Below are 20,640 nucleotides of genomic sequence, written 5' to 3'. Positions count from 1 at the left end.
ATGAACCGCCGCGAGGTTCTGGCGCTTCTTGGGGTGACCACGATGCTGCCGGCCTCGGTGCTGGCGCAAGCGAATGCGACGCGCCGGCTCGGCGTGCTCTCGGTCACTGCGGCGGACGATGCGATCGGGCAGACGCGTAGCGCGGTCCTGGTCGAGGCGCTTGCCGGCCATGGCTGGAAGGAGGACGGCAGCCTTGAGATCGATTGGCGCAACGGCGGCGGCGACCGCGCGCGGATCGCGCAACTCGCCGACGAACTCGTGGCGCTCAAGCCCGACATCCTGCTTGCGGTCGGCACGCCCTCAGTGGAGGAGCTGCGCCAGCGCACGACGACGATCCCGATCGTTTTCGCCGTCGTCACCGATCCTGTCAGCCAGGGCTTTGTCCAGAATCTCGCCCATCCCGGCGGCAATATCACCGGCTTCACCGATTACGACGGCCCGCTGGCCGGCAAATGGCTGGAGATGCTTACGCAGGTCGTGCCAAAGCCGTCACGCGTTTCCGTCGTCTACAATCCCGCCACCGCGCCGTTCGCGCCGCTGATGCTGCGGACGATCGAAGACGCCGGCCGCGCGCTCGATGTGACGGTGGTGCCCGCGCCGGTCCATGACACGGCCTCGATCGCCGCCCTGGCCTTGCGGAAAGACGGCGGCCTGCTGGTGCTGCCGGATTTCTTCACCATGTCCAACCGTGCGCTTCTCCTGGCAGCCATCAATGAAGCGCGCGTGCCGGCGGTGTTCTGGAGCCGGACCTTCGTCGACGAGGGTGGCTTGATGTCCTACAGCACCGACAGCGCCGAGCAGCTCCGCCGCGCCGCCACCTATATCGATCGCATCCTGAAGGGTGCGCGAGCGGCCGACTTGCCGGTCCAGAATCCGACCACGTTCGAGCTGGCGATCAACTTGAAGACGGCCAAGGCGATCGGCGTCACGCTTCCGCCAAGCCTGCTCGCAACCGCGAACGAGGTCATCGAGTAGGATTTGGCTGCGACCGCCGGATTCGTTAACGTCGTCGCTAGGTGTGCGCCAGCACGCTTTCAAGAGCGCCTCGCAAATACATAATCGCGACCATTCCCTCTCCCGGTGTCTTGTGTAGAATCCTACCGATGCCGAAATCAGGCACGACCGCTGAGCCTTGAATCCTTCTGAACTCTTTACTGAACGCTTTACTGAACCCTTGGGGTCGTGATCCCGACCAATGACAGCGCGGAAAAGGCCTTTTCCCGCCAATCTTTTCCGCCTTGGAGGAAATATGAGCGGTTTCGACATTTTCGCGATTGTTCTGGTCTTGCTCGTCATCGTCACGCTGGTGGCCGGCGTGAAGACGGTGCCGCAGGGCTATGACTGGACCATCGAGCGGTTCGGCAAATACACCCAGACGCTGAGCCCCGGGCTCAATCTGATCGTGCCCTATTTCGATCGCGTCGGACGCAAGATCAACATGATGGAGCAGGTGATCGACATTCCCGAGCAGGAGGTGATCACCAAGGACAACGCCACCGTGACGGTCGACGGCGTCGCCTTCTTTCAGGTGTTCGATGCCGCCAAGGCGAGCTACGAGGTCTCTAACCTGACCCAAGCCGTCACCGTGCTGACCATGACCAACATCCGTTCGGTGATGGGTTCGATGGATCTCGACCAGGTGTTGTCGCACCGCGACGAAATCAACGAGCGCCTGCTGCGTGTAGTCGATGCCGCCGTCTCGCCCTGGGGCCTCAAGGTCAATCGTATCGAGATCAAGGACATTGTGCCGCCGGCGGACCTCGTCGAAGCCATGGGCCGACAGATGAAGGCCGAGCGCGTCAAACGCGCCGACATCCTTCAGGCCGAAGGTGCACGCCAGTCCGAGATCCTGCGCGCAGAGGGTGCCAAGCAGGGCCAGATCCTCCAGGCGGAAGGTCGCCGCGAGGCCGCCTTCCGCGACGCCGAAGCACGCGAGCGGTCGGCGGAAGCTGAGGCCAAGGCGACGCAGATGGTCAGTGAAGCCATTGCCAAGGGCGACGTCGCGGCGCTGAACTACTTTATCGCCGACAAATATATCAAGGCGTTCGGGCAGTTTTCGGACTCGCCGAACCAGAAGATCATCATGCTGCCGATCGAGGCCACCAGCATGCTCGGCTCGCTCGCCGGCATCGGCGAGATCGCCAAGGCAACGTTCGGCGAGAGTGCGGCATCCGCCGCTGCCGCCGCTCGTCGCGGTTCGGTGCCGACGACTGGGAGCACGCCCCCGGCGGTGCCGCCGCGGCAGGGGTAAAGCGCATGCCCCGGAAAAGTGGACACCGGTTTTCCGACAAGGGCATGCGCCATTTCAAAGAGGTCGTGTCATGACCGACATGTTCGTATCGCTCGGCACCTGGAACTGGCTGATCTTCGGCTTCATCCTGATGGCGCTGGAGGTGCTGGCGCCGGGAGTCTTCCTGTTCTGGCTCGGGCTCGCCGCGCTGCTGGTCGGGCTGATCTCGTTCGGAGTGGCGATATCCTGGCAGATCCAGCTCGTGATGTTCGCGATCTTCGCCGCCGCCGCGGTGCCGGTTTGGCGTCGGCTCGCCCGGCCGAAGCCGGATGCAATTGCCGCCAGCCCCTTCCTCAACAAGCGCGCGGATGCGCTGCTCGGCCGCGAGTTCACGCTGGAGAAGCCGATCGTCGACGGCAACGGCACCATGCGCATCGGCGACACCGTCTGGCGCGTCGCAGGTCCCGATACGCCGGCGGGCACGCGTGTGAAGGTGGTGCAAGTGGACGGTGCGAATCTGACGGTGGCGGCGGCTTAGTCCACCGTCATTGCGAGCGCAGCGAAGCGAAGCAATCCAGACTGCTGCCGGTGGAAAGATTCTGGATTGCTTCGCTTCGCTCGCAATGACGAGCTAGTCGGGACGGCATCGCCAGACTTACGCGCCGCTCTTGCTGCGCCACCGCTCCGCAAACCTATGCAGCGGCATGAACGTCTCGCACAAGTCCCGCCCGAGCGCCGTCAGCCCGTAACCGCCGGCTTCGCCGAGCTCCACGAACCCGGCCTCGCGCAAATCGTCCAGCCGCGCCTGCAGCACCGTCGGCGAGGCCTCGTCGCAGGCCGTTCGCAATGCGCGCGAGGTGAGGGGGGCGTCGCGTAGCTCCCACAAGATTCGCAGGCTCCAGCGTCGTCCGAGGAGGTCGAGCAGCACCATGATCGGCCGCCCGCTGCGCGAGCCACGGACGCCGCGCGATCTCGAAGTGGTCTGTTTCGCCATCGTCGCCCTCTTGCGTGGTGCTACAAATAGTGTAGCTTTATGCTACGTTAAATGTAGCAAGAGAGGCGGCCAATGTCCCCGGTCACAGCGCGCATTGCCCCGCTCACCCCGCCTTATCCCCCGGAGATCCAGGCCCAGTTCGACCGCATCATGCGCGGCGCGCCGCCACTGCTGCTGTTCCGGGTCATGGCGGGCCACACCCGCGCCTGGGACAAGTTTCGCGCCGGCGGCTTGCTCGATCCCGGACCGCTGTCGCTGCGCCAGCGCGAGATCGTGATCGACCGCACCTGCGCGCTGAACAAATGCGAATATGAATGGGGCGTGCATGTCGCGGTCTTTGCCGGGCCGGCGAAACTCACCGAGGAGGAAGTGCGCGCCACCGTGCAGGGTGATGCGGCGTCGTCGTGCTGGTCCCCGGCCGAGCAGACGCTGATCGCCGCCGTCGACGCGCTGCATCACAGCGCGACGTTTGACGACGCTGAGTTCGCTGCGCTGTCGGCGCATTACGACGAGGCGCAGATCCTGGAGATCATGCTGCTGTGCGGCTTCTACCGCACGGTCTCGTATCTGGCGAACGGACTGCGGTTGCCGCTGGAGGAGACGGCGGCAAGATTTCCTGCGCCGCTCTAGCCGCCGTCGTTGCGAGCGTAGCGAAGCAATCCAGAGTCTTTCCGCGCTGGCACTCTGGATGTTTCGCTGCGCTCGCAATGACGGTGAGTGGCTCCCTACGCCACGCCTGCCCGCAGCAGATCGTGCAGGTGCACGATGCCCACCACCTTGTCCGCCTCGGTCACGACCAGCGTCGTGATCTTGCGGGTGTTGAGCACCTCGATCATCTCCGTGGCCAGCATCGAGGGCGGTACGGTTTTCGGCTGCCTGGTCATGATGTCGTCGACCGACGCCGTCAGCAGGTCGGGCCGCATGTGGCGGCGCAGATCGCCGTCGGTGATGATGCCGAGAGCCTCGTTCGCCTCGTTGACGATGCAGACGCACCCCAAACCCTTGGCGGACATCTCCATCACCGCGTCCGACATCTTGGTGCCGAGCGGCTTGACCGGGATTTCCGCACCGGTGCGCATGTAGTCGCGGACGAATTTCAGCATCGCCCCTAACTTGCCGCCGGGGTGGAAATGCGCGAACTCCAGCGCGGTGAAGCCGCGGCCTTCGAGCAGCGCGATCGCAAGCGCATCGCCTATCGCGGCCTGCATCAGGGTCGAGGTGGTCGGCGCCAGATTGTGCGGGCAGGCCTCGCGCGCCTTCGGCAGCTCGATCACGACGTCGGCCGCTTGTCCCAGCGAGGATGCCGCGTTCGACGTCACCGCGATCATCGGGATTGCGAACCTTGCGGAATAGTTCACGAGAGTCTTCATCTCCGGCTGCTCGCCGGACCAGGACAGCGCCATGATGACGTCGTCGGTGGTAATCATGCCGAGGTCGCCATGGGCGGCTTCGGCGGTGTGCACGAAGAAGGCGGGCGTGCCGGTCGAGGCCAACGTTGCCGCGATCTTGCGGCCCATATGGCCCGACTTGCCGAGCCCGGTGACGATGACGCGGCCCTTCGCGTTGCGGATCAGATCGACCGCCTGGGCGAAGCTCGCGCCAAGCGGGCCGCGCAGGGCGGCGGCGAGCGCGTTGATACCGCCGCTCTCCGTTTCCAGCGTGCGGAGTGCGGATTCGACGCTGTCGGGAATGGGGCCGGATGATTGGGTCATCAGCGGTTTCGAACTCGGCATGTTCTGGTCCAGGAGGAGGGGCCTTCGCCCGTTGGCGCCTGCTTAACACGCCGCGGCCTTCGAGGCGACGAGCCCGACCCGACCCTCAACCGGTCGTTAACCATAATTGTTTTAACTCCATTAACGATAGTTCCCGCCGATCGGTGGGGACAATCGCGAAAGTGTTTGATTTCGTTGGAGTTCTTCCATCGTGGGGTCGTCTCCAGGCACGAGCCGGAGCAAACGCGCGCATTTCCTGCGCGCGGCTTTGCCGTGCTTTGCGCTGACGGTCCTCGGAAGCGCCCCCGTGGCCGCCCAGAGCCTCACCCCCGACCTGTTCAGTCCCAACCGCGGTGGCTTCGCCTCGCCCGACACGCTGCCGACGCGCCGCACCGCGGGCGTTCCGCAGGCACCGTCGGATGCGCTGCCGGCGCTGCCCGATCCCAACTCCGACTTTCGCAAGCGCCAGCAGGCGCCGGCGCGCCCATGGCAGAACCCGACGAACCAAAACGCGACCAGCCAGGTCCCGACCTATGGCCTGCCTGCCGCCAACGGTGCGAGCAGCTCCGGCTACGACTCGCTGAACCGCAAGCGGCAGCAGCCGAAGTTCTATCCGGGTCAGCCCAAGCCGAAGCGCCCTGCTGGTCCCGGCTCGCGGGCGCCGACCACTACGCCGCCGCCATCCACGCTCGGTTCGCCGAAGATCGCGCCGCCCCCGTCCGCCTCCGCCAACAAGGCGCCCGTGCCGGCGGCGATGGCGGGCACCGTGCCCGGCCAGCCGCTGCGCCGCCGCCTCAAGGCCGATGACGATGCGTTCGGCGCGGTCGGCGACTATGCCGGCAGTTTCCTGATCAAGGGCGGGCTCGAGCTCTCCACCGGTTACGACACCAATCCGGCGCGTCTGAACAAGCCGGTTGGCTCGCCGGCCTATGTGGTTGCACCCGATCTCCTCGTGGCGTCCGATTGGGAGCGCCACGCGCTGGTCGCGGATCTGCGCGGCTCGTTCTCGGGCTACACCAACAACATGCCGGCGACGATCGACGGCTTTGCCTCGCCTTCGCCGGTCGAGGTCGACCGCCCCGACTTCAACGGCCATGTCGACGGCCGCCTCGACGTCAATCGCGATCTCAAGCTGACCACGCAGCTGCGCCTGCGGCTCGCCACCGACAATCCCGGCAGCCCGAACGTGCAGGCCGGCCTGCAAAAATATCCTGTTTATGCCGCCTATGGCACGACCGTCGGCTTCGACCAGAGCTTCAACCGCTTCCAGGTCGCGGCCGGCGCCACTGTCGATCGCACCGCCTACACCAACTCCAAGCTCACCGACGGCGCCACCTTCAGCAACGACGATCGCGACTTCAACCAGTATGGCGGCGTCGGACGCTTCTCCTACGATCTCAAGCCGGGTCTGAAGCCGTTCGTCGAGATCCAGGGCGACACCCGCGTGCACGACCGGGCCGCCGACCGCAACGGCTACTTCCGCGATTCGGACGGCGGCTACGCCAAGGTCGGCACGTCCTTCGAGTTCTCGCGTATCCTCACCGGCGAGGTCTCGGTCGGCTATTCCGCGCGCAATTACGTCGATCCGCGCCTCAGCCAGCTCGCGGGCTTCCTCACCTCGGGCTCGCTGATCTGGAACGCAAGCGGCCTCACCACCGTGAAATTCGCCACCGACACGCAGATCGCCGAGACCACCGTCCCCGGCTCCTCCGGCGTGCTGGTGCACACCTACGCCGCCGAAGTCGATCACGATTTCCGCCGCTGGCTTACGGCAGTGGGCAAATTCACCTACGGCACCTACGACTACCAGGGCCAGAATCGCAACGACAAGACCTACTCGTTCGAAAGCAATCTGATCTACAAGCTCAACCGCAACATCTGGATCAAGGGCACGCTCCGACACGACATCCTGGATTCGAACCAGCCGGGGTCAAGCTCGCAGGCGACGGTCGTGATGGTCGGGGTGAGGTTGCAGAATTAGAGGGGGCGACGGCCGCCTTTTGAGCGTACGTGGCTTAGTTGACTCCGCTCGGACCACTCACTCAGCTGTCTTCCCCGGCTTGACCGGGGCATCCAGTACGCCGCGGCGTTTCGGCCCAATCACTGCGGTCTCTGGAATACTGGATCGCCCCCCGTCGCGGGCGATGACGCCGAGTGTAAAATATTCGGGAAAGCGTTTCACGTAGCGCCAAACCCGGCAGATCCGTGTTGCCCCTAAAGAAACGATAGATAGACCAGGCGCCCAGCCGGCCCTCGCGGATGGCCCAGACCACCAGCGATTGGCCGCGGCGCATGTCGCCGGCGGTGAACACGTTCGGGCGCGAGGTCTGGTAGTCGAGCGTGTTGGCCTTGACGTTGCCGCGAGGGTCAAGCTCGACCGAGAGCATCTTGAGCAGGCCCTCGTGCACGGGATGGACGAAGCCCATCGCGAGCAGGACGAGGTCGGCGTCGAGTTCGAACTCGGTGCCGGCGATCGGCTTGAACTTGTCGTCGACGCGCACGCAGTGCAGCTTCTTGACCTTGCCGTTCTCGCCCGAAAACTTCTGCGTCAGCACCGCGAATTCGCGGATCGCGCCTTCGGCCTGGCTCGAGGACGTTCGCATCTTCAGCGGCCAGTTCGGCCAGGTCAGGCCCTTGTTCTCGTGCTCTGGCGGTGCGGGCATGATCTCGAGCTGGGTCACGGAGAGCGCGCCCTGGCGCAGCGAAGTGCCGATGCAGTCGGATCCGGTGTCGCCGCCGCCGATGACGACGACATGCTTGCCGCCGGCCAAGATCTCCTGGACGCCGCCCAGCGGTTCCTCGGAGACGCGGCGGTTCTGCTGCGGCAGGAAGTCCATGGCGTAGTGGATGCCGGCGAGGTCGCGGCCGGGGATTGGCAGGTCGCGCGGGGCTTCGGCGCCGCCGGTCAGCGCCACGGCATCGTACTCGTTGAGCATCTCGCGCGGGTCGACATTGCCGTCGGCGCCGACATGGCTGTTGTAGTGGAAGGTGACGCCTTCGCCTTCCATCTGCGCGACGCGGCGGTCGATGATGCCCTTCTCCATCTTGAAGTCGGGGATGCCGTAGCGCAGCAGGCCGCCGGCCTTGGCGAACTTCTCGAACAGATGCACGTCGTGACCGGCGCGCGCGAGCTGCTGCGCGCAGGCCATGCCGGCCGGACCCGAGCCGATCACCGCGACCTTCTTGCCGGTCTTGTGGGCGGCGATTTCGGGCTTCAGCCAGCCATTGTCCCAGGCGCGATCGACGATCGCGCATTCGATGGTTTTGATGGTGACGGGGTTGTCGTCGATGTTGAGCGTGCAGGAGGCTTCACACGGCGCCGGGCAGATGCGCCCCGTGAACTCCGGGAAATTGTTGGTCGAGTGCAGATTGCGCGAGGCTTCTTCCCAGTTGCCCTGATAGACGAGGTCGTTCCAGTCCGGGATCTGGTTGTTGACCGGGCAGCCCGGCGTGCCGGGCGAGACCGAGCCGGTGCCGTGGCAATAGGGAATGCCGCAATTCATGCAGCGCGCGGCCTGGTCGCGCGTTTCCTTCTCGGAGAGGGGAACGACGAACTCGTGGAAATGCTTCACGCGCTCGGCGACCGGGGTGTACTTGCGGTCATGCCGTTCGATTTCGAGAAAACCCGTGATCTTGCCCATTAAACCCGAAGTCCCTGCCGCTTAAATTCGTTGTGTTTCTCTCTCGTCGTCATTGCGAGGAGCGTGAGCTTCGAAGCAATCCAGTCCGCATCGGAGGAGAAAGTCTGGATTGCTTCGCTACGCTCGCAATGACGGGGTGTGATGCTCAGGCCCCGATCGCGATTTTCGGCTCGGCGTCCGCGTTGGCAGCCATTTCGCGCAGAGCGCGCCGGTATTCGACCGGCATCACCTTGCGGAATTTGGGCAGCCAGTCCTTCCAGTTCGCCAGGATGTCGGCGGCACGCCTGGAGCCGGTCGCCTTCGCATGGCGCGTGATCAGGACGTGCAGCCGCTCGACGTCGGAGGCGAGCAGGTCCTTGAACACGTCGACCCGGCCGTGCGCTTCGAGGTCACCGGAGTGGTGATAGGTGCCGGCGTTGATCAGCTCTTCCGACAGCACCGGCTCGAGCTCGACCATCGCCATGTTGCACAGCCTGTCGAAGTCGCCGGTCTCGTCAAGCACATAGGCGATGCCGCCGGACATGCCGGCCGCGAAGTTGCGTCCGGTCTTGCCGAGCACGACCACGATGCCGCCGGTCATGTATTCGCAGCAATGGTCGCCGGCGCCCTCGACCACCGCCACGGCGCCGGAATTGCGCACGGCAAAACGCTCGCCGGCGATGCCTCGGAAGTAGCACTCGCCTTGAATGGCGCCGTACATCACGGTGTTGCCGACGATGATGCTCTCTTCCGGCACGATGCCGCTGTTGGCCGGCGGCTTGACGATGATCTTGCCGCCCGAGAGGCCCTTGCCGACATAGTCGTTGGCTTCGCCTTCGAGCTCGAAGGTGACGCCTTGCGCCAGCCAGGCGCCGAAGGCCTGGCCGGCGGTGCCCTTGAGGCTGACATGGATGGTCTCATGCGGCAGGCCGGCATGGCCGTAGATCTTGGCGACCGCACCCGACAGCATCGCGCCCGCGGAGCGGTTGGTGCTGTTGATCTTGGCCTCGATCTTCACCGGCGCACCGCGGTCGAGCGCAGGCGTCGCCTGCTCGATCAGCGTGCGGTCGAGCACCGCTTCCAGATGATGGTTCTGGCGCTCTGAGTGATAGATCTTCTGGCCCTTCTCTTCCTTCTGCTTGACGAAGAGCTTGGAGAAATCGAGCCCCTTAGCCTTCCAGTGCGCGACCAGCTTGGTCTGGTCGAGCAGCTGCACCTGGCCGATCATCTCGTTGAAGCTGCGGAAGCCGAGCGAGGCCATGATCTCGCGGACCTCCTCGGCGACGAAGAAGAAGTAGTTGATCACATGCTCGGGCTGGCCGGTGAAGCGCTTGCGCAGGACGGGGTCCTGGGTCGCGACGCCGACCGGGCAGGTGTTGAGATGGCACTTGCGCATCATGATGCAGCCGGCCGCGATCAGGGGCGCGGTGGCGAAGCCGAACTCGTCGGCGCCGAGCAGCGCGCCGATCACGACGTCGCGGCCGGTGCGGAAACCGCCGTCGACCTGGACCACGATGCGGCTGCGCAGCCGCTCGCGCACCAGCGTCTGGTGGGTTTCGGCGAGGCCGATCTCCCACGGCGAGCCGGCGTGCTTGATCGAGGTCAGCGGCGAAGCGCCGGTGCCGCCCTCGAAGCCCGCGATGGTGACATGGTCGGCGCGCGCCTTGGCGACGCCCGCGGCCACCGTGCCGACGCCGATCTCCGAGACGAGCTTGACCGAGACCGCGCCGTCCGGGTTGACGTTCTTGAGGTCGTAGATGAGCTGCGCCAGATCCTCGATCGAGTAGATGTCGTGGTGCGGTGGCGGCGAGATCAGGCCGACGCCCGGCGTCGAATGCCGGACCTTTGCGATGGTGGCATCGACCTTGTGGCCGGGCAACTGGCCGCCTTCGCCGGGTTTTGCACCCTGCGCCATCTTGATCTGCATCATGTCGGAGTTGACGAGATACTCCGTGGTGACGCCGAAGCGGCCCGAGGCGACCTGCTTGATTGCCGAGCGCATGCTGTCACCGTTCGGCATCGGCTTGAAGCGGTCGGCTTCCTCGCCGCCTTCGCCGGTGTTCGACTTGCCGCCGATCCGGTTCATGGCGATCGCGAGCGTGGTGTGCGCCTCGCGCGAGATCGAGCCGAAGCTCATCGCGCCGGTGGCGAAACGCTTGACGATGTCCTTGGCCGGCTCGACCTGGTCGAGCGGTACCGGCTTGCGCTTCTCTTCGTCCGCATTCTTGATCCGGAACAGGCCGCGCAGCGTCAGGAGACGCTCCGACTGCTCGTTGAGGATCTTCGCGAAGGCGCGGTAGCGTTCCAGCGAATTGCCGCGCGCGGCGTGCTGGAGCAGCCCCACCGACTCGGCGGTCCATGCATGGTCCTCGCCGCGGCTGCGATAGGCATATTCGCCGCCGACATCGAGCGAGGTCTTGTACACGAGCGCGTCGCCGAACGCGTCGGCATGACGGCGCACCGCCTCTTCGGCGATCTCGCCAAGACCGACGCCCTCGACGCGGGTGTGCGTGCCGGCGAAGAATTTTCCGACGAATTCCGCCTTCAGGCCAATGGCGTCAAAGATCTGCGCGCCGCAATAGGACTGGTAGGTCGAGATGCCCATCTTGGACATCACCTTGAGCAGGCCCTTGCCGATCGACTTGATGTAGCGCTTGACGATCTCGTAGTCGTCGAGCGAGCCGGGCAGGCGGTCCTTCATCGCGATGATGGTCTCGAACGCCAGATACGGATTGATCGCTTCCGCGCCGTAGCCGGCGAGACAGGCGAAGTGATGCACTTCGCGCGGCTCGCCGGATTCGACGACGAGGCCGACCGAAGTGCGCAATCCGGTGCGGATCAGATGATGATGCACGGCGGCGCAGGCCAGCAGCGACGGGATCGGAACCCGGTCGGTGCCGACCATGCGGTCGGACAGGATGATGATGTTGACGCCCTCGCGCACCGCGCTCTCGGCGCGCGCGCAGAGCTCGTCCAGCACCTGGTCCATGCCGGCCGCCCCGAGGCCGGCGTGGAAGGTGGTGTCCAGCGTGCGCGACTTGAAGTGCGACTCGGCGACCTCGGAGATTGAGCGGATCTTTTCGAGGTCCGCGTCGGTCAGGATCGGCTGGCGCGCTTCGAGGCGCTTGGTAGTGGCTAGGCCTTGCAGGTCGAACAGGTTCGGCCGCGGTCCGATGATGGAGACGAGGCTCATCACCAGCTCCTCGCGGATCGGATCGATCGGCGGATTGGTGACCTGCGCAAAGTTCTGCTTGAAGTAGGTGAACAGCGGCTTGGCCTTGGCCGACAGCGCCGAGATCGGCGTGTCGTTGCCCATCGAGCCTGCGGCTTCCTCGCCGGTGGAGGCCATCGGCGTCATCAGGATGGTGATGTCTTCCTGGCTGTAGCCGAACGCCTGCTGGCGATCGAGCAGCGACAGGTTGGAGCGCACGCCGGTGGTCGGCACCTTCGGCAGCTCTTCCAGCACGATCTGGGTCCGCTCCAGCCACTCCGTGTAAGGATGGCTCCTTGCGAGCTCGGCCTTGATCTCGTCGTCGGGGATGAGGCGGCCCTGCTCGAGGTCGACCAGCAGCATCTTGCCGGGCTGCAAGCGCCACTTGGTGATGATCTGGTCCTCGGGAATCGTCAGCACGCCCATCTCGGACGCCATCACGATGCGGTCGTCCTTGGTGACGAGATAGCGCGCCGGCCGAAGGCCGTTGCGGTCCAGCGTGGCACCGATCTGGCGGCCGTCGGTGAAGGCGATCGCGGCGGGGCCGTCCCACGGCTCCATCAGGGCTGCATGATATTCGTAGAAGGCGCGGCGCTTCTCATCCATCAAGGGATTGCCGGCCCACGCCTCCGGAATCATCATCATGACGGCGTGCGGCAGCGAGTAGCCGCCCTGCACCAGGAATTCGAGCGCGTTGTCGAAGCAGGCGGTGTCCGACTGGCCTTCGTAGGAGATCGGCCAGAGCCGGTTGATGTCCTTGCCGTACAGCTCGGAGCTCACCGAGGCCTGGCGCGCCGCCATCCAGTTGACGTTGCCGCGCAGCGTGTTGATCTCGCCATTATGCGCGATCATGCGGTAGGGATGCGCCAGCGACCACGCCGGGAAGGTGTTGGTCGAGAAACGCTGGTGCACGAGCGCCAGCGCGCTCTCGAAATCCTTCTCGTGCAAATCGGGATAGTACTTGCCGAGCTGGTCGGCGAGGAACATGCCCTTGTAGATCACGGTGCGGCAGGACATCGAGCACGGATAGTAGCCGGCGAGGCCGCGGTCGCGGCGCTGATAGATCGCTTGCGAGATCGACTTGCGCAGGATGTAAAGCCGGCGCTCGAAATCGTCCTCGGTCTTGGCGGTGCCGTTGCGGCCAATGAACACCTGCATGCAGGCGGGCTCGGTCGGCTTTACGGTGACGCCGAGCGAGGAATTGTCGGTTGGCACGTCGCGCCAGCCGAGCAGCGTCAGGCCCTCTTCCTTGATCTGGTCGGCGATGATGCTCTTGATGACGTTGCGCCAGGCAGTGTCGCGCGGCATGAACAACGCGCCGATGGCGTATTCGCCCGGATTGGGCAGCACGAAGCCGAGCTCCTTCGCCTTGCGGCTGAAGAAAGCATGCGGGATCTGCACCAGAATGCCGGCGCCGTCACCGGCGCGCGGGTCGGCGCCGACGGCGCCGCGGTGCTCGAGGTTACAGAGGATGCTGAGCGCGTCCGCGACGATCTCGTGCGACTTCTGGCCCTTGATGTTGGCGATGAAGCCGACGCCGCAGGAATCTTTTTCCAGGCTCGGATCGTACAGGCCTACGGCCGGCGGCCGTGAATTGTGTTCCTGAATCGGATCGGTCGTTTTCGAGGCGACCGTCGCCGACAGTTGTTCTGCCACGATGTTTCCGCGCTCGACTTGCGACCCGTTCATGTTCTCGTCCTCTTCATGCGGCAAGCTGCCTCACCGCCATCTTCGGCGCACCTTGGGCGTCCCGCGGCACCCGCTTCTGGGTCACCGCTCGTCCGCTCGCGAGCCGCATTTTCTTAAATTCAGGCCAAGGCGTTCTTCGTCCCCGAGAACGGCTTTGCCTGTTGCCTTCTTGGCGCTCGAAAGCACCGACTTTCGTTGCAATCCCTATGCCGGAACCGCAAGCAAAATTGAGACAGTCTTCCTGTCCTAACCATCACCTTGCCAAATTTTTGTCTATCACACAAGCGCGCGCAAGTCCCGATTCCCCATATGTCAATCAATCGCTTTCCAAAAGTTGCGCGGCCCCGGTTTTGAAGCAAACGCGCCCTGATCCGGCCCTGCCGACGCCGGAATCCCCAATGAAGCTTCGGATCAACCCTTTGGAAGACCCGCCACGCCGCAAGAAGCGAAAGAGCGCGATCCATCCGGGGGCCTGACAGGAGCGTCTCGACCATGAAGTTTTTCACAGGATGTGTGGCCGCCGCCACGCTGGCGCTGGCCGCGACCGCGGCTCAAGCGCAGGTTCCAGCGCGAGGGGCGATGATCGCGGTCTCGGATTTCGACGCCCCCTATGCGCCGTCGGAGGCCGCGCCGCCGCCGCGCTACGGCTATGGCTACGAAGAACGCGGGCCGGCCCCGGTGCTGCTGCCATCGACCGAGGTCTACGCGGTGCTGCGCGAGAACGGCTTCTCTCCACTGGGCATCCCGCGCCTGCGCGGCGGCGTCTACACCATCGCGGTGATTGACCGCCGGGGGGAGGACGGCCGGCTCGTGATCGATGCCCGCGACGGAAGGATTTTGCGCTTCATGCCGGCTGCCGACGCCTACGGCATGGCACCCGGCTACGAGCAGCCTGCGGTTGCACCTTACCGCCCGCAAAGCGCGCTGCCGCCGCCGACCATGGTCCGCAGTGGTCCGCCCCGCCCTCCGGCCCCGATCCCGCATGTCGCCAGCCGCTCCGTGCCGCTGCCCAAGGCGGCTCCGCCGCGCGAGGCCCCGGGCGTCCCCGCCAAGCCGGCCGAGCCTGCGACGCCGCAGGCCCAGGTGCCGCAGGCACAACCTGTGACGCAGACCGCGGCCGCCGTGCCGTCCAAGCCCGCTGAGGTCGCACCGCAAGCCGCCGCGCCAACCGTAGGTCAGGTCAAGCCTGCCGCGACTATCCTGCCTACGCAGGAGATGCCGGCGGCACAGGGGCTGGACTAAGCGCGGGCGTTTGAGGCGATGGCCCGCATCACCCCAACGGTGTCGTCCTGGCGAAGGCCAGGACCCATACCGCGAGGTGCATCATATGAGTGACGCGGGAGTACCGAACTCCGAATATTCGCCAAACTCCTCCCTGTGGTGATGGGTCCTGGCCTTCGCCAGGATGACGTTGGGGAGAGAGTTAGCGCAAACAGAAGGCGTCTCAGCACTCAGGCGCCTTCTGAACCATGACAAGCGCGGCTCAGCTCCGGCCATATCCCGCCGCTTCCAGGATCAAATTCGCCACCTCCTTCGGATGCGACACCAGCGAGAGATGGCCGGCGTCGAGCTCGATCGTGGTTGCGTTCATGCGCTTGGCGAGGAAGCGTTCGAGATCGGGATTGATGGTGTAGTCGTCCTTCGACACCGCGTACCAGCTCGGCTTGGAATGCCATGCCGCCTCCGTGGTGCGACCGGCGAAGATCGAGGCGGCCGTCGGCCATTGCACGGCGTAGAGCTCCTTGGCCTGCTCCGGCTTAACGCCATTGGCGAAGTACTTCAGGAAGGCGTCTTCTGACAGCTTGGTGTAGCCGTCGCGCTCGACGACGCCGGCGCGTGCCGGTCCCGCCGGAAACTGCTTCGACAGCGCGACAAAATCCTCGTTGGCATCGGGCGCACGGGCGGCGACATAGACGAGGCCGGTGACCTTCGGGTCGGTGCCGACCTGGCTGATCACGGTGCCGCCCCAGGAATGCGCGACCAGCACGGTCGGACCATCCTGTTCGGCCAGCACGCGCTTGGTCGCCTCGACGGAATCCGCAAGCGACGACAGCGGATTTTGCACGGCAGTTACGTTGAGCCCTGCGGCCTGGAGGATCGGGATCACTTCCGACCAGCTCGAGCCGTCGGCCCAGGCGCCGTGCACCAGCACGACGTTCTTGGCCTTTACGGTCTGCGGCGTCTGCGCGTGAGCGAGGCTGAGAGGGGCCGCCAGCAGGCTCGCGGCGACGAAAAGGCTGCGCCAGAAAGTCATGATTGTTCTCCGTCTTGTTTTTGGGTTCGATATCCAAAAGACGATGCGCGGGGCGGCGGTGTTACGCCATTTCACCGCTCTGTGATGCGGCGCAACAGTCCAGCACGGCCGTTCAGCAATCGGTGACGTCCCGGCGACGACCGAGACCATCCTCTCTGGTAAGGTATGGCAGATCCGTCGTTCGGTATTTCTTCCGTGCACGATTGATCGATCTCGCGGCAGGATTCCCCGGCTCTCGCCGGGACGAGGAGAGCCCAACAAAAAAACGCCCCGGGGCACCGGGGCGTTTTCGCAACCTGGAAGCGGCCGACGTGATTTACGCGGCTACCGAGTTCTCGATCACCTGTGCGCCTTGCGCACCGGTGTTGATCGCGATCTGGCGGGGCTTCTTCGCTTCGGGAATCTCACGGACGAGGTCGACGTGAAGCAGCCCGTTCTCGAGCGAGGCGTTCTTCACCTGCACGAAGTCGGCAAGCTGGAAGGCGCGCTCGAAGGCACGCGCGGCGATGCCACGGTACAGCACTTCGGCCTTCGAGTTCTCGTTGGCGACTTTCTCGCCCTTAATCGTCAACGTGTTTTCCTTCGCGACGATGGAGAGCTCATCCTTGGCAAAGCCCGAAACCGCAACGGTGATGCGGTAATCGTTCTCACCGGTACGCTCGATATTGTAGGGGGGATAACCGGGGCTGCCGTCCGAACCGGCCTGGTCGAGCAGGTTGAAGAGACGGTCGAAGCCGACGGTGGAACGGTAGAAGGGGGTCAGGTCGTAGGTACGCATGGTCAAGTCCTCCATTGAGCGACTGTTGAGTAACCCGCCCGCCAATCGGGCCGGGCTTTCGTCTGTGTGCAGCCTGATGTTCCGGTTCCGAAACACTGGTAGCGGCCTGCACCAAGGTGATATGGGTTCAGGGGAACGGCGTTCAAGAGGGCGGATACTCAGCCTTTTCGGCGCTCCCGCCCCTGATTTGCAGCTCTTCGTGCCCAAGCCCTCCCCATCATGACGCTGGTCTCGATACCGTCCAATCCCGTTCCCGAAGACGTCGTCAGCGGCACCATCAAGACCCCTGATGGCGTCGAGCTGCGCTTTGCGCGCTGGGCACCGCCGGCGAACCGCAAGGGCACGGTCTGCGTCTTCACCGGACGCAGCGAGCAGATCGAGAAGTATTTCGAGACCGTGCGCGACCTGCGCGACCGCGGTTTTGCGGTGGCGATGATCGACTGGCGCGGGCAGGGCCACTCCTCGCGCCGCCTGCGCGATCCGCGCAAGGGCTATGTCCGCGACTTCGCTGATTTCGAGATCGACGTCGAGACCTTCGTGCAGCAGGTGGTGCTGCCGGATTGCCCGCCGCCCTTCTTCGCGCTCGCCCACTCCATGGGCGGCACCGTGATGCTGCGGGTGGCGCATGCGGGCAAGCGCTGGTTCGACCGCATGGTGCTGTCTGCGCCGATGATCGACCTCCCCGGCCGCGCCACCTCGTTTCCGGCGCGGGCTCTGCTGAAGACGATGCGCGTGCTGGGGATGGGCGGCCGTTATGTCCCCGGCGGCAGCGACCAGATCACCGGGCTCAATCCCTTCATCAACAATCCGCTGACCAGCGACCCCGTGCGCTATGCGCGCAATGCCGCAATCCTGGAGGAGGATCCGACCCTCGGGCTCGCGTCACCAACGGTCGCCTGGGCCGATACCGCCTTCCGCGCGATGAACACCTTCAAGGGCAAAAACTACCCGTCCGAGATCCGTCAGCCGATCCTGATGCTGGCGGCCTCCAGCGACACCGTGGTCTCGATCGCGGCGATCGAGGAGTTCGCCTATCATTTGCGCGCAGGCTCCCATCTCGTGATCGCCGGTGCCAAGCACGAGATTCTCCAGGAGCAGGACCGCTACCGTTCCCAATTCTGGGCAGCCTTCGACGCCTTCGTGCCAGGCACGCCGCTGTTCAAGTGAGGGGAGGCGATGCTGCCCTGCGACCACACGCCGGCATGCCGGGACAAGCCCGGCCATGACGAGGAAGTAGCATCACCCACTACAGCGTCTTCAGATACTCGATCAGATCGTAGCGCTCGTTGTCGTCCTTGAACACGCGGCCGATGACACCGGGACGTTTTTCCTCGCCCGGCTTGCGCTCGAAGGAATGGCCGAGCACGCTGTTGCCCTGGATCGGATCCTTGTCCGACCCGGCCGAGAACTCGGTTTCACCCGTCTTGCACTTCTCGTTGGCGGTGACCGCAAAGCCGACGGTCACGGGATCATAGTCGCGGCGGCCCATGCAGAATTTTTGCGGGCGCTCGCTTGCAGGCTTCAGCAACCAGTAGAGAGAGGGCACCGAACCGTTGTGCAGATAGGGTGCCGTGGCCCAGACGCCGTTCAGCGGCCGTGCCCGATAGCGTGCTCCCCCCACCGGATTGAGGCAGTTCTTGCGCGCGAGATTCCACAATTTCGACCGCTCGGCGTCCGGAGTCTTCTCGTCGTCCATCCATTTGCGGGCGACGAGATCCACCACCGTCATCAACCCGAGCGCATAAACCATCTCGGTCGGCGAGCTTGCGGTCGAGACGTCGCATTGCCACCATTTCTGGAGGTCGGCCGTATTCACCTTCAGGAAGCCGGGCAGATCGACGATCCTGTTGCTGAGCACGAGCGACTGTTCGGGATCCGTCTTGATCTCGTCGAGGGGGATCGTCACCGCGTTCAGCACCTTGCTGTCGCCGCTCGGCTCCCAATGTCCCGACGACCAGAAAGCCGGGGTGTCGATCGCCGGCAGATGGCATCCGGAGCACATCTCGGCGTAGATCTTGCGGCCATTGTCGACCTTCTTTTGATCGAGCCTCCAATTGTCGCCAAGGATCTGCGAGGGCCATTTCGGCGCCAGCAGGCCGCCGAACTTCGGGCCGGTGGAGGGATCTGCCGTCTTGAACGGGTCTGGCCCCCTGAGCATGTCCTCGATCCAGCCGAGCGTGTTGATATGAACCGAGGAGCGCCACAGCCTGTCCTCCGGGTAGGCGTCGGACAGGTTGAGCAGCGCCGTCACGCCGAGGGCTTCGCCGGCGTTGCGGATCAGCGGCTGCTCGATCGAGGCGTCGTACTGGGCGAACTTGAACCAGGGCACGGTCCAGATCGGGGGATAGCTGACCGGCGCGTCCTGGGCGTGCAGGTTCTTCTCGAATCCCTTGATCCCGCTCAGCGCGAGATCCTGCGAAAAAACTTGATTGCCGATGCGATTGAGAGCGTCGAGGCGACCGAACCCTTCCTCGGTGTCCTGCTGCTGCCTGCCGTTCCAGGTCTTCTTGCCTTCAATCGTCTTTTGCTGGGTTTGCGCCCAGTCGATCAGGAAGTTGCCGATCGCGCTGAGCTTCTGCTTGAGCGCGGCGCGGTCAGCCTTGCTGGCATCGGGGCCGAGCACGCGATCGGCGAAGCGCTGGAAGCGGAACGGCACGTAAAGCGTGTAGGCGATCGACAGGCCGGTGGAGACCTCGAGCTTCTTCAGGTCGGTCATGGCCGGGCCGCCGTCGAAACGCACGTCCACGCCCTGGTAGTGGATCTGGCCGGTATGGCAGGCCGCGCAGGTCAGCCCGATCTTGTCCTCTTCGCGACGGCCGGTCGCGGGATCGACGACACCGGTCATCCGTGCGAAGCCGACCGGCAGGCCGTCGACGTTCTCCGCCGGCGTCCACCTGGTCGACCAGTCCGGCACCTGTGTCGTCTCGTAGACATTGGCATAGCCGAAGCGGCGCAGTGACGTCGCGTCAGTCTGGATCGACTGCGGGCTCGGGATGAACCCGAAGCGCTCGAGATAGGTGCCGTCCGTCATCATGCCCGGCGCCGAGAACAGATGCAGGCGCGGCTGCTCCAGGGCCATGAACCATTCATAGGGCACCGGGAAGGTCGCTGTGCCCTGGCTGGCATGGTGAAACCAGTGCCTGTCCTTCAGCGACCAATTCTGTTCGAGCCAAAAGGCCGCCTTCGTCTCCGGGACCGTGGGCAAGGGTGGCGGCAGGAGATTCACGAGAATTCCCTTTTGCGGCAGCATGGCGCGCACCTGGTCGGGAAATTCGGCGACCGCAACGAGCAAGGCGAGACCGAGGGCGAGCAGCAGGGCCGCAACCTTGAGGGCGCCCCGCACCACACGCTGGCAGGTGGACAGCACCGGCTGCGATACCAGCCGCTGGTTGATGCGAGCAGGGAATTGCCGCTCGTTGAACAGAGTGCGCACGTCGGCCACGCTGAGATAGCGGTCCTCACCCGCGCCCTTGCCCATGATCTTCAGGAGGATCGGCCACTCGAACTTCATCAGCAGGGGGTAGTACCAGCGCGCGGCGCTGCCGGCGCGCTTGAGGTTGTCGCGCATGAAGACGCCGATTTCCGAGGCGTTGAGACCGGGCTCAGAGCCGCCGCCGTTCGGATCCCGGTAGTCCCGGCCGAAGCTCGCAAACCGCGCAAGCTCGTCCTCATCGACCTTGCCGTCGACGCCGAGGACGCGCGAGCCGGCACCGCGCTTGTCGAGAGGGCCGCCACGCAACGCGTCGAGCTGTGCGCCCGAAAATATGCTCTTCAGGATGTGACCGAGCCCGTTGGCGATAAGCGCAACGCCGCGGACCTGGATGCGGGCCGAGACCTTCTTCAGCCCGGTCTCGCCGCTCGCATTCGCGATCGTTTGCGACAGCGTGCCGAGCGGAACGGTTCTGCCGTCAACAAACCCCTCGCCGACGAGGCCGCGGAGGAATGGACAGGGATTGTTCGGGGAGACCTGGATCGAAGGGTCTAAGGAGGGCTTCGGAGCGGAGTCATGCATGGCCCAAATCCTGAAAACGGCGAATCGTGAAATACAGACGCGGCGATAGAGCGCGGAAAGTCCTGACAAACCGACAACACGTTATACTACTTCAGCGTGTAGCCGAGTGTGGCTGAATTCACTGTCGTGTCAATAAAGGC

Annotated in this window: 13 protein-coding genes and 1 pseudogene; 7 read left to right on the top strand and 7 right to left on the bottom strand. The window is 64.7% G+C overall.

The window, feature by feature from the left end:
- The 3 genes from AC0L23_RS21505 to AC0L23_RS21495 all read left to right on the top strand — a co-directional run bounded on the left by AC0L23_RS21505 (position 1) and on the right by AC0L23_RS21495 (position 2,768).
- Positions 1 to 975, top strand: a complete 975-nt coding sequence (locus tag AC0L23_RS21505; RefSeq protein WP_018453328.1) for an ABC transporter substrate-binding protein — start codon at positions 1 to 3, stop codon at positions 973 to 975.
- Between the two features lie 274 nt (positions 976 to 1,249).
- Positions 1,250 to 2,251 carry an SPFH domain-containing protein gene (locus tag AC0L23_RS21500; protein ID WP_085350696.1) on the top strand — a complete coding sequence of 334 codons (1,002 nt, stop codon included), beginning with the start codon at positions 1,250 to 1,252 and terminating at the stop codon, positions 2,249 to 2,251.
- Between the two features lie 70 nt (positions 2,252 to 2,321).
- Positions 2,322 to 2,768, top strand: coding sequence for an NfeD family protein (locus tag AC0L23_RS21495; protein ID WP_007597152.1), 447 nt, complete (start codon positions 2,322 to 2,324; stop codon positions 2,766 to 2,768).
- A gap of 117 nt (positions 2,769 to 2,885) precedes the next feature.
- On the opposite strand, the gene AC0L23_RS21490 is transcribed toward AC0L23_RS21495, so the two are convergent.
- Positions 2,886 to 3,224 carry a winged helix-turn-helix transcriptional regulator gene (locus AC0L23_RS21490; RefSeq protein WP_085350695.1) on the bottom strand — a complete coding sequence of 113 codons (339 nt, stop codon included), beginning with the start codon at positions 3,222 to 3,224 and terminating at the stop codon, positions 2,886 to 2,888.
- 72 nt (positions 3,225 to 3,296) lie between these two features.
- On the opposite strand from AC0L23_RS21490, the gene AC0L23_RS21485 reads away from it, so the two are divergent.
- Positions 3,297 to 3,854, top strand: a complete 558-nt coding sequence (locus tag AC0L23_RS21485) for a carboxymuconolactone decarboxylase family protein (protein ID WP_018453330.1) — start codon at positions 3,297 to 3,299, stop codon at positions 3,852 to 3,854.
- Between the two features lie 95 nt (positions 3,855 to 3,949).
- On the opposite strand, the gene AC0L23_RS21480 is transcribed toward AC0L23_RS21485, so the two are convergent.
- Entirely contained in the window at positions 3,950 to 4,957 is a 1,008-nt protein-coding gene (locus AC0L23_RS21480; protein WP_085385456.1) for a KpsF/GutQ family sugar-phosphate isomerase, read from the bottom strand.
- A gap of 190 nt (positions 4,958 to 5,147) precedes the next feature.
- Here AC0L23_RS21480 and AC0L23_RS21475 point away from each other — a divergent pair, with 190 nt between their 5' ends.
- Positions 5,148 to 6,917 (top strand): outer membrane beta-barrel protein, encoded by a 1,770-nt coding sequence (locus AC0L23_RS21475; protein WP_085361222.1) that lies wholly within the window; start codon positions 5,148 to 5,150, stop codon positions 6,915 to 6,917.
- Positions 6,918 to 7,131: 214 nt separating this feature from the next.
- Here AC0L23_RS21475 and AC0L23_RS21470 read toward each other — a convergent pair.
- A pseudogene (locus AC0L23_RS21470) lies at positions 7,132 to 8,577 on the bottom strand (glutamate synthase subunit beta); the annotation flags it as partial.
- Between the two features lie 145 nt (positions 8,578 to 8,722).
- Positions 8,723 to 13,456: a glutamate synthase large subunit gene (gltB, locus tag AC0L23_RS21465; RefSeq protein ID WP_026232514.1), complete on the bottom strand. Its 4,734-nt coding sequence runs from the start codon at positions 13,454 to 13,456 to the stop codon at positions 8,723 to 8,725.
- A gap of 492 nt (positions 13,457 to 13,948) precedes the next feature.
- On the opposite strand from gltB, the gene AC0L23_RS21460 reads away from it, so the two are divergent.
- A complete protein-coding gene (locus AC0L23_RS21460; RefSeq protein WP_018453336.1) occupies positions 13,949 to 14,698 on the top strand; it encodes a hypothetical protein in 750 nt (249 codons plus the stop codon).
- Between the two features lie 241 nt (positions 14,699 to 14,939).
- Here AC0L23_RS21460 and AC0L23_RS21455 read toward each other — a convergent pair whose 3' ends face one another.
- Entirely contained in the window at positions 14,940 to 15,710 is a 771-nt protein-coding gene (locus AC0L23_RS21455; RefSeq protein WP_085350691.1) for an alpha/beta fold hydrolase, read from the bottom strand.
- Positions 15,711 to 16,026: 316 nt separating this feature from the next.
- Positions 16,027 to 16,488 (bottom strand): Hsp20 family protein, encoded by a 462-nt coding sequence (locus AC0L23_RS21450; protein WP_007597127.1) that lies wholly within the window; start codon positions 16,486 to 16,488, stop codon positions 16,027 to 16,029.
- Between the two features lie 219 nt (positions 16,489 to 16,707).
- Here AC0L23_RS21450 and AC0L23_RS21445 point away from each other — a divergent pair, with 219 nt between their 5' ends.
- Positions 16,708 to 17,655 carry an alpha/beta fold hydrolase gene (locus tag AC0L23_RS21445; protein ID WP_018453339.1) on the top strand — a complete coding sequence of 316 codons (948 nt, stop codon included), beginning with the start codon at positions 16,708 to 16,710 and terminating at the stop codon, positions 17,653 to 17,655.
- A gap of 79 nt (positions 17,656 to 17,734) precedes the next feature.
- Here the strand turns inward: AC0L23_RS21445 and AC0L23_RS21440 are convergent, their stop codons facing one another.
- Positions 17,735 to 20,500, bottom strand: a complete 2,766-nt coding sequence (locus AC0L23_RS21440) for a di-heme-cytochrome C peroxidase (RefSeq protein WP_085350689.1) — start codon at positions 20,498 to 20,500, stop codon at positions 17,735 to 17,737.
- Positions 20,501 to 20,640: the final 140 nt, after the last annotated feature.

The organism is Bradyrhizobium sp. MI1.4 (genome assembly GCF_055811315.1).
The sequence above is the reverse complement of the archived record's forward strand: the minus strand, read 5'-3'. Positions and strand labels throughout refer to the sequence as shown.

What these genes read in the sequence shown, in the direction of transcription:
- AC0L23_RS21495 (WP_007597152.1), top strand. Translation starts at nt 2,322, where the DNA reads ATGACCGACATGTTCGTATCGCTCGGCACCTGGAACTGGCTGATCTTC.
- AC0L23_RS21440 (WP_085350689.1), bottom strand. Translation starts at nt 20,500, where the DNA reads ATGCATGACTCCGCTCCGAAGCCCTCCTTAGACCCTTCGATCCAGGTC.
- AC0L23_RS21450 (WP_007597127.1), bottom strand. Translation starts at nt 16,488, where the DNA reads ATGCGTACCTACGACCTGACCCCCTTCTACCGTTCCACCGTCGGCTTC.
- AC0L23_RS21460 (WP_018453336.1), top strand. Translation starts at nt 13,949, where the DNA reads ATGAAGTTTTTCACAGGATGTGTGGCCGCCGCCACGCTGGCGCTGGCC.
- AC0L23_RS21505 (WP_018453328.1), top strand. Translation starts at nt 1, where the DNA reads ATGAACCGCCGCGAGGTTCTGGCGCTTCTTGGGGTGACCACGATGCTG.
- gltB (WP_026232514.1), bottom strand. Translation starts at nt 13,456, where the DNA reads ATGAACGGGTCGCAAGTCGAGCGCGGAAACATCGTGGCAGAACAACTG.
- AC0L23_RS21445 (WP_018453339.1), top strand. Translation starts at nt 16,708, where the DNA reads ATGACGCTGGTCTCGATACCGTCCAATCCCGTTCCCGAAGACGTCGTC.
- AC0L23_RS21500 (WP_085350696.1), top strand. Translation starts at nt 1,250, where the DNA reads ATGAGCGGTTTCGACATTTTCGCGATTGTTCTGGTCTTGCTCGTCATC.
- AC0L23_RS21485 (WP_018453330.1), top strand. Translation starts at nt 3,297, where the DNA reads ATGTCCCCGGTCACAGCGCGCATTGCCCCGCTCACCCCGCCTTATCCC.
- AC0L23_RS21480 (WP_085385456.1), bottom strand. Translation starts at nt 4,957, where the DNA reads ATGCCGAGTTCGAAACCGCTGATGACCCAATCATCCGGCCCCATTCCC.
- AC0L23_RS21455 (WP_085350691.1), bottom strand. Translation starts at nt 15,710, where the DNA reads ATGACTTTCTGGCGCAGCCTTTTCGTCGCCGCGAGCCTGCTGGCGGCC.
- AC0L23_RS21490 (WP_085350695.1), bottom strand. Translation starts at nt 3,224, where the DNA reads ATGGCGAAACAGACCACTTCGAGATCGCGCGGCGTCCGTGGCTCGCGC.